The organism is Xanthomonas sp. GPE 39 (assembly GCF_000963005.1).
Lineage (GTDB): Bacteria > Pseudomonadota > Gammaproteobacteria > Xanthomonadales > Xanthomonadaceae > Xanthomonas_A.
In genome coordinates, this window is sequence record NZ_JZHZ01000007.1 from 3,031,998 (window position 1) to 3,046,264 (window position 14,267).

The 14,267-nt window shown below is 64.4% G+C and carries 12 protein-coding genes; 7 read left to right on the forward strand and 5 right to left on the reverse strand.

The window, feature by feature from the left end; translation table 11 throughout:
• Window positions 1-14: 14 nt before the first annotated feature.
• The 3 genes from XALGPE39_RS12725 to XALGPE39_RS12735 all read right to left on the reverse strand — a co-directional run bounded on the left by XALGPE39_RS12725 (window position 15) and on the right by XALGPE39_RS12735 (window position 3,266).
• Window positions 15-1,523, reverse strand: coding sequence for an oligopeptide:H+ symporter (locus XALGPE39_RS12725; protein WP_045728496.1), 1,509 nt, complete (start codon window positions 1,521-1,523; stop codon window positions 15-17).
• Between the two features lie 267 nt (window positions 1,524-1,790).
• The gene (locus XALGPE39_RS12730) at window positions 1,791-2,708 is read right to left on the reverse strand and encodes a tryptophan 2,3-dioxygenase family protein (RefSeq protein ID WP_045728497.1); all 918 of its coding nucleotides are present in this window, start codon (window positions 2,706-2,708) and stop codon (window positions 1,791-1,793) included.
• A 228-nt stretch (window positions 2,709-2,936) separates the two neighbouring features.
• Window positions 2,937-3,266: a DUF6172 family protein gene (locus XALGPE39_RS12735; RefSeq protein WP_045729200.1), complete on the reverse strand. Its 330-nt coding sequence runs from the start codon at window positions 3,264-3,266 to the stop codon at window positions 2,937-2,939.
• Window positions 3,267-3,506: 240 nt separating this feature from the next.
• Between XALGPE39_RS12735 and XALGPE39_RS12740 the strand changes: the two genes are divergently transcribed.
• Window positions 3,507-4,433 carry a carbohydrate kinase gene (locus tag XALGPE39_RS12740; protein WP_045728498.1) on the forward strand — a complete coding sequence of 309 codons (927 nt, stop codon included), beginning with the start codon at window positions 3,507-3,509 and terminating at the stop codon, window positions 4,431-4,433.
• A 117-nt stretch (window positions 4,434-4,550) separates the two neighbouring features.
• Entirely contained in the window at window positions 4,551-6,164 is a 1,614-nt protein-coding gene (locus XALGPE39_RS12745; RefSeq protein WP_045728499.1) for a GGDEF domain-containing protein, read from the forward strand.
• Between the two features lie 78 nt (window positions 6,165-6,242).
• Here the strand turns inward: XALGPE39_RS12745 and XALGPE39_RS12750 are convergent, their stop codons facing one another.
• Window positions 6,243-8,630 (reverse strand): DUF3772 domain-containing protein, encoded by a 2,388-nt coding sequence (locus tag XALGPE39_RS12750; protein WP_235429812.1) that lies wholly within the window; start codon window positions 8,628-8,630, stop codon window positions 6,243-6,245.
• A 506-nt stretch (window positions 8,631-9,136) separates the two neighbouring features.
• Between XALGPE39_RS12750 and XALGPE39_RS12755 the strand changes: the two genes are divergently transcribed.
• Window positions 9,137-9,697, forward strand: coding sequence for a nucleoside deaminase (locus tag XALGPE39_RS12755; RefSeq protein ID WP_045729202.1), 561 nt, complete (start codon window positions 9,137-9,139; stop codon window positions 9,695-9,697).
• A gap of 23 nt (window positions 9,698-9,720) precedes the next feature.
• Window positions 9,721-10,770, forward strand: a complete 1,050-nt coding sequence (rlmM, locus tag XALGPE39_RS12760; protein ID WP_045728500.1) for a 23S rRNA (cytidine(2498)-2'-O)-methyltransferase RlmM — start codon at window positions 9,721-9,723, stop codon at window positions 10,768-10,770.
• An 81-nt stretch (window positions 10,771-10,851) separates the two neighbouring features.
• Here the strand turns inward: rlmM and XALGPE39_RS12765 are convergent, their stop codons facing one another.
• Window positions 10,852-11,967: a Gfo/Idh/MocA family oxidoreductase gene (locus tag XALGPE39_RS12765; protein ID WP_045728501.1), complete on the reverse strand. Its 1,116-nt coding sequence runs from the start codon at window positions 11,965-11,967 to the stop codon at window positions 10,852-10,854.
• A gap of 124 nt (window positions 11,968-12,091) precedes the next feature.
• On the opposite strand from XALGPE39_RS12765, the gene XALGPE39_RS12770 reads away from it, so the two are divergent.
• The 3 genes from XALGPE39_RS12770 (at window position 12,092) to XALGPE39_RS12780 (ending at window position 14,236) form a co-directional block, all read left to right on the forward strand.
• Window positions 12,092-12,988, forward strand: coding sequence for an SMP-30/gluconolactonase/LRE family protein (locus XALGPE39_RS12770; RefSeq protein WP_045728502.1), 897 nt, complete (start codon window positions 12,092-12,094; stop codon window positions 12,986-12,988).
• 81 nt (window positions 12,989-13,069) lie between these two features.
• Window positions 13,070-13,792, forward strand: coding sequence for a hypothetical protein (locus XALGPE39_RS12775; RefSeq protein WP_045728503.1), 723 nt, complete (start codon window positions 13,070-13,072; stop codon window positions 13,790-13,792).
• 96 nt (window positions 13,793-13,888) lie between these two features.
• Window positions 13,889-14,236, forward strand: coding sequence for an EF-hand domain-containing protein (locus tag XALGPE39_RS12780; protein WP_235429910.1), 348 nt, complete (start codon window positions 13,889-13,891; stop codon window positions 14,234-14,236).
• Window positions 14,237-14,267: the final 31 nt, after the last annotated feature.

Here is a 14,267-nt window from a genome sequence, read left to right on the forward strand (position 1 = left end):
CGACATCCTCAAATTCATTTGATGCCATGCATCAACTTATTGATCAGCGGTGCGATGAGAAACAGCAACACGCCCGAGCCCAGTAACGCCCAGAAGCCGAAAGTGTAGCCTTTCAGCGCCGAGGCCACGGTCATTCCACTTTCGCCGCTGACGCCCGCGGCGAAGATGCCCGAGAGGTTGTTACCAATCGCCGTGGACAGGAACCAACCGCCCATAGCGAACGCCACGACCTTGGTCGGCGCCAGCTTGGTGGTCATCGATAACCCAATCGGCGACAAGCACAACTCGCCAACAGTCTGGATCACGTAGACCATGAACAAGGTCCAGAAAGGAATCTTGCCGGCGCTATCGACCAACGCGGACAACGCGTACATCAACAACGCGAAAGCCAGACCGTTGAAAATCAGACCCAAGCCGAACTTGCGCGGAATCGACGGGTTGGCCGAGCGCAGCGCCACCCACAGCAACACGAACACCGGCCCCAACACCAGAATCGCCAGCGTATTGACCGACTGGAACCAGCCAACCGGGAAAATCCAGCCACCCAGATCGCGCACGACAATATTTTGAGCGAGGAAGTTGAACGAGCTACCCGCCTGCTCGAAGAACATAAAGAACATCACGTTGAACACGAACACGATCAGCATTGCGATTGAACGATCGCGCGGCACCTTGCCCTCGCGGATGCCCTCGATCAGGATCATTGCGCATAACGCCACGAACAAGGTGGTCAGGATCCAGCCGAGAATGCTGGCATCGATGAGCAGCAAGCCGTAGGCCGTGGGAATCAACAACAGCGTCGCCAATAGCACCGCAACCGTGCGGCCCATGCCTTCGGCGCCGGCAGGCGGCCGGCCAACCGAGCCGAGCTGGCGCCGTCCGATCCAGAACCACACCAGGCTGATCAGCATGCCGATCCCCGAGGCGATGAACACATATTTGTAGGCCGGCATGGCCTCGGTGCCGAACAGCTTATCGGCCAGCAGGCCCGTCAGGATCGGCGCGAAGAATCCGCCGGCGTTGATCCCCATGTAGAAAATCGTGAACCCCGAATCGCGACGCGGATCGCTGGGCGGATACAGCTTGCCGACCATGGTCGAAACGTTCGGCTTGAACAGTCCGTTGCCGGCGATGATCGTGGCAAGACCAATCTTGAATACTTCTTCGTTGGGGACCGCGATCAGGAATAGCCCAACCGACATGACCACCGCACCGATCAACAACGAGCGCTGATAGCCAATCAGCCGGTCGGCGACGAAACCGCCGAACAGCGCCGAGGCGTACACCAGCGCCAGATAGGCACCGTAGAGTTTATTGGCCGGTGCCTCGCCCGTCCCTGCGCCCTTGAAGAACTCGGCGACGATATACAGGGTCAGCGCCCAGCGGATACCGTAGAACGCGAAGCGCTCCCAGAATTCGGTCATGAACAGCATCCACAACGGACGTGGATGGCCCAGCAGGGTTTTGAACTCGGGCGGCTGCGGTGAGGCGGGATGGTTCGACGCGACGACGTCAACACTCATTCGGTGTTCCCTTGCGTATTCAGTATGGGCTGGGGGGAGGTATCCGGCCAGGCCGGGCGACGGGCGAGGATTACCGAGCGGGCGCGCGGCGTCAAATGGCCGTGGGGTACCAGATCCTGAACACGGAAAAAACAGGCCACTGCGGACGTAAAGAGCAGCGCGCACACGCTGCCGCGCCGCAACGCCATCGGAGCGCTGCTTTCGCGCAGCAGTAGCCCCGAAAAACCAGGCATCGGCGCAAAGACGGGGCCTAGCCTGCGCCGCGCGCTACGGCTGCATCGCCCGTGGCATCGCCTGCAGCTCTGCGCCCAAGCGCTCTGGATCCAGGCTGTCCATTCCCACCGATGTGCGTACCTCGAACAACTCGGGGAAGAACGTCAGCGCCAGTGCCTGCTGCAGGAAACCGACGCCACTGGAGCCGCCCGTACCGCGCTTGAAACCGATCACCCGCATCACCGTGCGCATGTGGCGGAAGCGCCAGAGTTGGAACTGCGTCTCCAGGTCAACCAGGTCCTCGCACAGCGCGTATTCGCGCCAATAGCGGTCGGTGTACTCGTAGATGCGCTCGAACACCGGGCGCAGCAACGGATCGCTGACATGCGGCTGACGCCAATCGCGCGCGTGATAGGTCGCCGGCACCGCATGGCCGAAGCGGGTCAGATAGCGCAAGAATTCTTCGTACAGGCTGGGCGCTTCCAGCACCGCACGCAGCGCGGCCTGGCCCTGCGGGTCATGGTCGAACACCGGCAACATCTGCACGTTCTTGTTGCCGAGCATGGATTCGATGAGGCGGTACTGCAGCGACTGGAACCCGGAGGATGGCCCCAGCACATCGCGAAAGCCCATGTACTCCGATGGTGTCATCGTCTCCAGTACCGACCATTGCTCGGTGAGCTGACGCAGTACCTGCTTGCTACGCGCCAACACCTTGCGGCACGGCCACACCGCATCGCGCTGCAAATGCGCGATTGCCGCCTGCAACTCGTGCCCCAGCAGCTTCAACCACAGCTCGGAGGTCTGGTGCTGGATGATGAACAGCATCTCGTCGTGGTGCGGCGGGTCCGACAATGGCTGCTGTGCCGACAGCAGCCGATCCAGGCGCAGGTAGCCGCTATAGGTCAGACGGCCTTCCAGATCGGTATGGATCCCGGTTTCGAGCGGGCGCTGGTTATGTTCGACGGGCATGGGCGGGGCGGACGGTCTGGGCCGGCAAGGGTACCGCAGCGACGGCTGTGGCAGCTTGTTCCACGCGCACAGGCGAACCGTCCCGGCGGCCGAGCAAACGCCAGTGTTTGCCGAGCAAACGCGTGTCCGCCACTTTCACCATCGCGGCATCCACACACACGCTGCGTGGTTGTCGCCTCGGCCAGCAGGACCGATAAAGAGACCGGCACGCGGCACAATAACGGCCCCTCAGTCGTCGAACGGATCAACCTCGGCAACGGTGGACGCGCCCTTGGCACGGGGCGGACGCGCGCAGGGACGGCTACGGATTTCCACATAGAACTGTGTGCCCCCAGCGGCGACCAGCGCATCCACCGCGCGCAGCAACTCCGCCGGCGGCAACACCGTGGCATTGGCCTGCTCGGCACCGAACAACGTGTCGAAATCCCAGTAGTCGGCACCGGCAGGCAAGGTCTTGCGGCGCTCGCGGCGAATGTACTTGCGGATATCGTGCTTGGCGGCATCGAGCAGACGATCGGGGTGCTTACCCTCGATGTGGAGCCGGTAGGTCTTCTTCACTGCGAACATCCTGAAAAGGGAACAGGCGCTGGCTGCGGTGGCGCAGCGCACGCCACGACATCGCGACTGCGCGTGCGCTGCAGGGGCGACGCGGGCCGCCATGGTGCCAGAACCGGCCGCAGGCTGCGGATCGCCCCATCATGCAAGACCGATCCCATGACGCTGGCGGCGCAGGATAGGCCACAATAGCCGGCTTGGCGCGCCGACCGGCGCCGCTACCCCCCGACCAGGAGCCGTTCGATGTTCGTAGTGTGTGGAGAAGCCTTGTACGACATCTTCATCGATGGCTATGCCGGCACGTCGGTCGGCATGACCGCGCGGCAGGGCGGCTCGCCGTTCAACGTGGCAATCGGCCTGGCCAGGCTAGGCTCGGCCTCGGCGCTGTTCACCGGCCTGTCCACCGATCCGCTGGGCCGCCAATTGCGCGCCACCCTGGAGCACGAAGGCGTGACGCTGGACTACTGCGTGGACAAACGCGAGGCGACCACCCTGGTGATGGTCGCGCTGGATGCCGGCGGCGTCCCCAACTACGCGTTCTATGGCACCGGCTGCGCCGACCGCGCATTGACCAGCGTCGATCTACCGACCTTGGCTCCGGCAGTCGGCGGCCTGCATTTCGGCTCCTACACACTGGTTGCCGAAACCACCGCCAGCACCTTCCAGGCCCTGGCCGAGCGCGAACGCGCGCAGCGGCTGATCTCGCTGGATCCGAACGTGCGGCCTACCGTGGAACCGGACATGGCGGTATGGCGTGCGCGGCTGGCGACGTGGATCGCCCTGGCGCACGTGGTCAAGGTCAGCCAGGAAGACATCGAACTGCTGTACCCGGACCAAGATCCGTTCGCCATCGCCCGCAGTTGGCTACAACACGGGCCATCGCTGGTGGTGATGACCCTGGGCGGCGACGGTGCGGTGGCCTGGAGCGGCGACAGCGAGGTACGCGTAGCCGGGCGGGTGGTGCAGGTGGCCGACACCGTCGGCGCCGGCGACAGCTTCCAAGCCGCCCTGCTGCACCAACTGCCCAACCTGGCCGCGCTCGCGGCGCTGGGCAGCACCCCCGCCGCACTGGAGCAGCTCGTGCGCTTTTGCGTGGCCGCAGCAGCGATCAACTGCACCCGTGCCGGGGCCAACCCGCCATCCCTTGACCAAGTGCGCAGCGCACTCTGAGTCACCTCCCGGCGCCCCTCAAGCCTGCGCGATCGGCGCCGATATCCAGGACCTGAGGGTCGCCCTGGGGTCGCGCATGCGGCAAGGCGTGCCCATCCACGGGGAGGATGAGCTGGCATGCCGGATCAACGCGACGAGCCGCCAGTGAGCGGATTGCGCAAGTTATTGTCGCCACGGCGGCGAGATCCGGCACCAGCGACCGCTGCCGCCGCCCCAGCGCCTGCGCGCACGCGCAAGCAGGCGCAGGTGCAGGCGCACGAGGACGTGCCATTGGCAAACCCCGCAACCGACCCGGCCGCTGCCACCGCAGCGCTGATTCGCCTGTTTCAGCACGCACACGAACCACCAGAACTGCTCGGCGCCTTCGCCGACGGCATGGCCGGGCTGCATGGCGAACTCGGCGACATGGGCCGGCGCCTGCAATCGGCGGCCAGCAGCGGCGACTGGCCCAGCTATGGCCGCGCACTGCGTCAACTCATCGACAAATACATCCGCACCATCGATGTGGAAGACCCACTGGCCGGACCCAGCGACAGCGAGCGCCTGCGCGACCTGCTGCGCCAGACCGTGGCCGGTGCCCTCGCCTCGCTGCTGCACACGCTGCCGGAACTGGCCAACGAAGCCGAAGCCAGCGGCGAAGCCCTGCGCCAGTGGCAACCCGGACAGCCGCTGGAACCGGTCGCGCAGCGCGTGCGCGAGCTGTGCCACCAGATCGCGCTGCGCGCCAACGACAGCCAGGAGCAGCAGACCCTGCTGCTGAGCCTGTTCGACCTGTTACTGGAAAACATCGGCGAACTGCTCGACGACACCAGTTGGTTACAAGGCCAGATCGCGGTGGTACGCGATCTGATCGTCGGGCCGCTGGACCGTTACTCGATCGAAGAAGCGCGCGGCAACCTGCGCGAAGTAATCTACAAGCAGGGCCTGCTCAAGCAGAGCATCGCCGAATCCAAGGATGCGATGAAAGGCATGATGGTGTCCTTCGTCGAGGAACTGAACGGCATGGCGACCAGCACCGGCGAGTTCCACGACCGTATCGCCGATTACTCGCAGACCATCCGCGACTCACGCAGCATCGCCGACCTTAACCGCCTACTGCAGGAAGTGCTGCAAGACACCGGCCATGTACAGCAGCAGGCACTGCAAGCGCGCGACCACCTGATCGCCGCGCGCCAGGAAGTGGAAGCGGCCGAGCAACGCATCCTGCACCTAGAGCAGGAACTACGCGACGTCAGCGACCTGGTGGGAGTGGACCAACTCACCGGCAGCCTCAACCGTCGCGGCCTGGAAGAACTGTTCGCGCGCGAGTTGGTGCGCACCGAACGCAGCGCGCAGCCGCTGTGCGTGGCGATGGTGGACATGGACGACTTCCGCACGCTCAACGCAACCTACGGCCACGCCGGCGGTGACGCCGCACTGCGCCATGTGGTCGAGGTGGCGCGCACCACGCTGCGTGCCAGCGATGCGATCGCGCGCTTCGGCGGCGAGGAATTTCTATTACTGATGCCGGACTGCACGATCTTCGAGGCCAACGCGGCGGTGAACCGGGTGCTGCGCGCCCTGTCCCAGCGCGCGGTGACGCACGAGGACCAGCGCGTCTTTGTCAGCTTCAGCGCCGGAGTCGCGATGCGTGCTGCGGGCGAAAGCCAGGATGCCCTGGTGCGGCGCGCCGACCGCGCGATGTACGAAGCAAAGAAAGCAGGCAAAAACCGGGTGATCTCGGCCGATTAGCATGCGCTACCGGCAAACACGGCACGCATAACCCGCCATCACCAGCGCACACGCCTGACGTGCACAGTACAACCTCGCTTATTCATGCGGATCGCGTAGCAGTTTGATCTGCTGCGGCGATTCCAGTGCGATGCCTTCCTCGGGCAGACGCTGCAGCAAGGCGAAGAACAGATCGCTGCGGGTGGCGTAGACCAACCGTGGCGAGGCCACATAAGCGTAACTGTTGAGCGTGATGCTGCCATTGGCAATGGAGTCGATGAACACCGACGGCACCGGCTCCTCCAGCACGCCTGGATGCGCCGCGTACAACTCCAGCAACAACGTCTGCAGCCTTGCCACATCGCTGCCAAACGGCACCGCGAACTGGATCTGCACCCGCCCCAACGGCCCGGCCAGGGTCATGTTGCGCAAGGTCTTGGTGATGAATTCGGAGTTGGGCACGATCAGCGTGGAGCGGTCGCCCACCTGGATTTCGGTGGAGCGCACGCTGATCCGCCGCACATCGCCTTCATAGTCGCCGATCTTGATCCAGTCGCCGATCTTCACCGGACGCTCGGCGAGCAGGATCAGGCCGGAGACGAAATTCTGGGTGATCGACTGCAAGCCGAAACCGATACCGACCGACAATGCGCTGAGCACCAAGGCGATCCGCTCCAGGCCAATACCCAGCGCGGCCAGCGCCCACAGCGTGGCCAGCAGGATGCCGGCATAACGCGCCATGGTGCTGATCGAATTGCGCGCACCATCGTCCAGTTCGGTCTTGGGCAGATAGGTATGCGTCAACCAGCGGTGCAGGTACTGCATCGTGGCCAAACCCAACAGCAGCACCAGCACCGCACGTGCAATCGCGCCTGGATACAACACCACCTTGTCGCTGACCCGAATGCCATCGAACAAGAGCGAGAACCTGTCGTAGAAGATCGACACATTGGTGCCGAATGGCATCAACAACGCGCCGACACCGATCAGCAGCAGCAACACCCGCAATAGCGCCGAGGTCAATACGCCGGCCTGCTCCAAGCGGCTGGGACGCACGCCGAAAGCGCCATTGGCGACACGGCTGATACGGCCAATATGGCCATCGCTGGCAAATAGCCATAGCGCGAAATCATCGGCGAAATTCATCGTCAGGCGCATTGCGCCGACGATCATCGTGATCCAGATGAGCTGGCGGGTGATGAACAAGCCCAGGTAGAGATAGCCCAACAGCGACGCCAGCAGCGCCGCCGCCACCACCACCTTGACCAACACACCGATCAACGCCAACGCACCACGATGTCGACTGGACGGCGGCTGCGCATGGGCCAGTGCCTGCGCCGCCGCCTCGGCGTACTGGCGTCGACGCAACCGCGACAGGCTATTGACCGTCGCCAGGATCAGCACGGCGTAGGCCAGTGTGACCACCCCATCGACCGCGACCGTGGCGGCATCGCCGATACGACTAGCCTGCTTCAACACCAACAACATGCCGCTGATCCAGGACAGCGCCGCAGTCGCCCAGGTGTATTTGCGCAAACGCCGCGCGGTGGCGTCATCGATCGGGAACAACCGCCAACTCGACTGGTTGGGCAGCAGCACACTGGCCCCCAGCGACCCCATGAATGCAGTCGCAAAACTCACCACGACGAACCCGCTGAGCACAGCCTCCAGCCGCGCCGGGATCGCGTCGATACTGCGCAGCGTCTCGGCCAGCACCAGCGCGGCAAGACCAGGGGTCAACGTACCCAGCAGCAGAAACCACAGCGCCAACCCGGAACGGCGCAGACGACTGCCCGGCGCACGCGACATTGCATAGCGTTTACCCAGCCAGCGCAGCAGGTAACGCAATGGAAACAACAAGAACAACGCCAACGTGACACCGATGCCGAGCGCACCAGCACCGTGATCGGCAAGCGCCGTATCAAACGCCTGCTCCGCCTGCGCATACAGCGCTAATAGACGGTCGCGATCATCAGGAAAATCGCTGGCGATCTGCTGCCACAGCGCGGGCGACAGCGGCGAGGGCGAGCGCAATGACAGCTCCTGACTGAAATGCTCAGCGCGCGCGCGCTCGATGTCATCGGCTAGCTGTCTGGCCTCCATCGCGAGCAACTTGCCGCGCTTGATTCCCGAATCCAGCCTGCCCTGCTGGCGGATAAAGGCATTGCGCTGGGCGGTGATGTCGGGTCCGTCGCCGGGGGCGGCCGGTCCGAGTTGCTGCAGGCGGGCATCCACCTGCGCCAACTGCGGGGAAAGCCTCGACACCACCCCCTGCGCCTCGTCCTCGGCGTCGCCCACCTGCGCCACCAGCTCCTGCAATGCCCCCTGGTCGGCGGCATCGGCCTGCGCGCGGCGAGCATCCTTCAACGCTTGCTCGGCGTGATCCAACAAGACCTGCGGGTCCTGCGGCATGGCCGCACCCTGCGGCTGAGCGGACGCAAGCATGGCCGCGCACAGCAACACGACCAACACCACGGACAGGGACACGAAACGGGGCAACAAGCGCACGCAGAGACCGACATGGGCAAACGCGGACCACCGCGCGTGCGGCGCACTATACGACGCCCCACTTGAACCGGGGCAACGCCAGCGTCACCGCGTATCCAACGCAGATGCCGCAACGCGTTCAGCCCAGCGGGCCGACCAGCGGGCCGATTGCAGCCGGCCGCGTCGGCCTGTACCAGCAGCACGATGTTGCCAATGCGCGCACTGAACTCCAGTGGCGCATGCCCGCCGCAGCGGGAAATCGCGATCGATCTACGGCCCGATTTCCGCTTGCGACAACAATCGCCACACATGCGGTTGGAGCTGGCGCGCAAGCGCCAGGTCAAGGCGGCGCGGGCAGATGCTTGACCGGCAGCGGCATTGGATCCAACGCGCGCACCTGGTCCTGCCCAATGCCGCTTGCAAATCGCCACAGCACCGCGCGGGCGATGTTGCAGTTGGAAATTGCGTCTAAGCTACGCCTCCCCAGTCAGTCGCCCCGTCCACCGATGCTTTTCGCGCAAGTCCATCTCACCTTGCCCGCCTGGATCCACGATGCGGTCGATCCACAGGCCGTCTATGCCAGCGATACCGACAAGGTAGCGCTAGCGGTGGAGCTGTCGCGTCTGAACCTGGAGGCCGGCAGCGGTGGTCCGTTCGGCGCGGCGGTCTTCGGCCCGGATCACCGGATCGTCTCGGTCGGGGTGAACCGGGTGGTGCCGCAAACCACGTCGCTGGCGCATGCCGAGAACATGGCCTACATGCTGGCGCAACAGCGCCTGCAAAGTCCGCGTCTAAACGCCGTGCTATCGCCAGTCACCCTGGCGACATCCTCGCAACCGTGCTGCCAATGCTATGGCGCAACCATCTGGGCCGGCATCGACCGCCTACTGATCGGCGCCAGTGCCGAGGACGTCATGGCACTGACCACATTCGACGAAGGCCCACTGCCTGCAGACTGGGTCGGCGAACTGGAACGCCGCGGTATCGAGGTGGTACGTGGCCTGCACCGCGATGCCGCCTGCGCGGTCCTGCGTCGCTACGGCGAACTCGACAGCGCCCGCTATTGACCTCGCCAACCCAAGGCTTGCCCATGTCCTCTGTCAACGGCCTGCTGTGCTATTGCCGGCCCGGCTTCGAACCCGAACTGGCCGCAGAACTCAACGCGCGCGCCGCCAGCATCGGGCTCGCTGCCTACGCACGCACCGAGCGCAACAGCAGCTACGCGCTACTGATCTGTGATACCCCACTGCCAGCGCACACGCTGCGCTGGCGCGAGTTGATTTTCGCACGGCAGACATTGCACCTGCTGGCCGAACTGCGCGACTTGCCCACCCACGACCGCATCGCCCCCATCGTGCTGGCGCTGGCCGGACAGGCACGTTTTGGCGATCTATGGGTCGAACACCCGGACTCGGACAGCGGCAAGCCACTCTCGGGCCTGGCGCGCAGCTTCGGCAACGCGCTACGGCCAGCGCTGCGCAAGGCCGGCCTGCTCAGCGACACGCCACAACCTCGGCTACCGCGCCTACACGTGTATTTCCTGAGCGGCACCCACGCCCTGCTCGGCATCGCCGATAGCAACGACAGTGCGCCGTGGCCGCTGGGCATTCCACGGCTGAAACTGCTGCCCGATGCCCCCTCGCGCTCGGCGCTGAAGCTGGAAGAAGCACTGCTGGCGCTGATGACACCGCACGAGCGCGAAAACCTGCTGCGACCGGGCATGCGTGCCGCCGACCTCGGTGCCGCCCCCGGCGGCTGGACCTGGGTGCTGACCCGCCAACATCTGCATGTAACCAGCGTGGACAACGGCCCGCTACGCCAGCACGTGCTCGACAGCGGCCTGGTCGATCACCTGCGCGCCGACGGTTTCCACTGGAAACCACCGCAGCCGCTGGACTGGATGGTCTGCGACATGGTCGAACAACCACGGCGCGTCGCCGAACGCATGGCCACCTGGTTCCGCGAGGGCTGGTGCCGGCATGCGATCTTCAACCTCAAGCTGCCGATGAAAAAACGTTGGGACGAAACCCAGCTCTGCCTGGATCTATTCGCCGAACGCGCTGAACGCCCCCTGCAAGTGCGCGCCAAACAGCTCTATCACGACCGTGAAGAGATCACCGTGCTGGCGATACCGGGCTGAGCGCACACTGCCGATTGCAGCGTTTGTTCGGCTGCAACACAGCGCATAACGCGCCAGCAACGAACATCTGCGCCATACCCGCTACAACACGATGCGCTGCCCGCCAGCGCCAGCCGAACGGTAAGTCGCATCGACGATGCGGATATCGCGCAAGCCTTCTTCGCCCGGTACGCGCAATGGCCCACCGTTGAGGATCGCCAAGGCATCCTCGTCCATCTGCAACGCCTGTTGATGACGCACCGTCGCATCGAACACACGTCCGTCGCTGGCCTCGCCATGGATGCCGTCGTATGCCTGGAACGGCGCCAATCCATACCAACCGCGCTCGCATTCGGCACGCAGCCGATTCATGTTGCGACCAAAGCTGGTTGCACACTCGGCCACCACGCCGTGCGGAAATTCCAGGGTGAAGCGCATCTGTTCGTCGACTTCGTCGAACAACGCCGGCCGTTCCGTTGAGCGGATCGCGCTGACCGCCAGCGGCTCGGCGCCCACCGTGTAGCGCGCCGCGTTGAGCGGATACACGCCCATGTCGTACATCGCACCGCCGCCGAACTGCGCACGCAGCCGCCATGGCCGCTGCGCGGGATCGGTGTCGTGGTAGCCGTCGTAGCCGGCTTCGGCGTATACCCTGTGCATGGCACCGAATGGGCGTTCGCTGGCGAAGGCGATGATCCGCCGTGTGTTCGGCTCGTGCTGCATGCGATAGCCGATACTCAACCGTACCTTGTTGCGCGCGCAGGCATCGATCATCGACTGGGCCTGGTCCGCATGCAGCGCCATCGGCTTCTCGCACCACACATGCTTGCCTGCCGCTGCGGCGCGCAGCGTCAGTGGCGCATGCAGCGAGGTTGGTGTGACCACGTAGACCACGTCGATCGCCGGATTATCGGCGATACGCTCCAGCTCGTCGTAGCTGTAGACGTTGCGATCCGGGATACGGTACTTGGCCTGCCAGTGCGGAATTTTATCCGGCGAACCGGTGACGATGCCGGCGAGTCGGCAATACCGGGTCAATGCCAAGCCCGGCGCCAAGCGCTCGCTGGCGTAACTGCCCAGTCCGACCAGCGCCACACCCAACGGCTTGCGACGCTTGCCGCGCCCCCTTGCCCACAGCGGCGCGGCCAAGGTTCCCGCAGCGGCCGCGGACAACGCGCTCGATAGCAGAAGACGACGATTCGGCGAGGACAGCGTCATGCGCAACTCCAACCGGACAGTGGCAACAGCTTAACCGCATCCACCACATCGCACAGTGCGCGGCGTACCACCGGCTCGGCGACGGCTCTGGCACACTGCCGCTCCCGCCCTCCCGGAGACGCGCATGCGCCGCCTGTTCCTCGCTATCGCCACCTTGCTACTGACCTCCTCCGCAGGTGCGCAAGACAGCCTCTTCAGCACCCACGACCTGATCGGCGATGGCGTCTTCACCCACAACATCGAAGGCCCGGCCAGTGGACCGGACGGTGCGTTGTACGTGGTCAATTTCGGCCACGACGGCAGTATCGGTCGCGTCAACCACGATTCCGCCGGACATGCGCACGCGGCACTGTTCGTGGAGCTTCCCGACGGCAGCATCGGCAACGGCATCCGCTTCGACCGCCGTGGACGCATGTACGTGGCCGACTACGGCCACCATCGCATCCTGCGTATCGACTTGCACAGCAAACGGATCGAGGTCTACGCCGCACTTCCCGGCGCCTTCCAGCCCAACGATATCGCGATGGCGCCGGACGGTACGCTATACGCCAGCGATCCGGACTGGAAACGCAACGTCGGCCAACTGTGGCGCATCGATCGCGACCGCAGCGCGCATCTGATCGAAACCAACATGGGCACGACCAATGGCATCGAGGTCAGCCCGGACGGCAAGCGCCTATACGTCAACGAGAGCATACAGCGCAGGATCTGGGTCTACGACCGCGCCAGCGACGGCACGCTGTCCAACAAGCGGCTGTTTACCAGCTTCGTCGATTTCGGCCTGGACGGCATGCGCTGCGACGCCGACGGCAACCTGTACATCGCCCGCTACGATGCAGGCAAGGTGCTGGTACTGGCGCCCGACGGTAGCGTCCTGCACGAAATCGCGACCAAGGGCCGCAAGCCCACCAACCTGGCCTTCGGCGGCAAAGACGGGCGCGAGGTCTATGTGACCCTGCAAGATCGCGGCGCGATTGAGACATTCCGCAGCGATCATCCAGGACGCGAACACGGGCACTGATGGGATACGCATCGCAGCGGCGTCTCAATCCACGCAATCGGCGCAGGGCATCCTGCGCGCCTTGCCTGGAGGAACGCACACATGCAACCGCTCACATTGAACGATCCCGCCGGCTTCGCCGAGGAATTCCTCAGACTGACCCTGCTTCAAGGGTTCCAGTCGCTGACCAAACGCGACCTGGAATTACTGATTTTCGTCTTGCTGGAACGCGACGGCGCAATCGCGCGCAGCGATCCCAACGCGGTGGTGGCCCTGCGCCTGCGGGTGACACCGACCAAAGTGAAGGGCCTGCGTCGCGATGGCTACGCGCGCTGGCGCGCACTGGTGCCGGAGGACGGCGAAGCCGCGCTGCAACGCATCGTGGCCGCACTTTTGACCGAGGACAACCTGCGCGCCGGGGCAAAACATGTCAGCGAGCGCAGCAAAAAAGATGGCTTTCTGGCAATCCGCATCGAGCACCCGGACGATCAGCAGCGCTTTGAACAAGCCATCCTCGACGTCGGCGCGATGCCGGTATACGAGCGCAACCGCGATGTGATCGCCGTGCGCTTCGACACGCTGCTGAAGATTGCCGAACGCTGGGGTTACCTGCAGCCGGAACCGGAAAAGGTGACACGCGCGCTGGAAAAGCTCGCCCCCACCGCAGAAGAAGTCGCCGAGCTGTTGAAACAAGACCTGAGCAAGCTACGCTGGCAGGATGTACGCAGAGTGCTCAACAGCCTTGGCGTCAAAGCCATCGCCAGCACTGCAGAAGGCGGATTGAAGGGACTGTTGAAACTCGCGTTCCCGTTCATCCCACTCTGAAACCATCACCGCTCACCGATTGCTGTACCGGAGTCCGTCATGTCCATGCACTACCCTCGCGCCATCCTCATCGCCTGCCTGTCCGCAACGATTGCCATGCCCAGCGTCGCACAGAATCTCAACGCGACCTCCAGCGTGACCACCCAACCACTGCGCGATGTCCACGCCACGGTCAGCTCGCAGCCACTGAGCAACGGCGTGGTGACGCACCAGGTCCAGTTGCACACCGCTGCCGGCGAAGCGCCGGTGACCGTGCGCACGATCCAACCCGAGCGCGTCGCGGGCAACTACCACATCGACTTCGACGCGCTGGACAGCGATCACGACGGCTACATCAGCCGCAGCGAGGCACAAGCCAATCCATCGCTGGCCGACGAATTCGATGCACTGGACACCCCCCATAGCGGACGCCTCAGTCGCACGCAATTGGCCGGCTGGCGGTAAGCCCTGCCTCGTCGCACCTCGCTCACGGCAG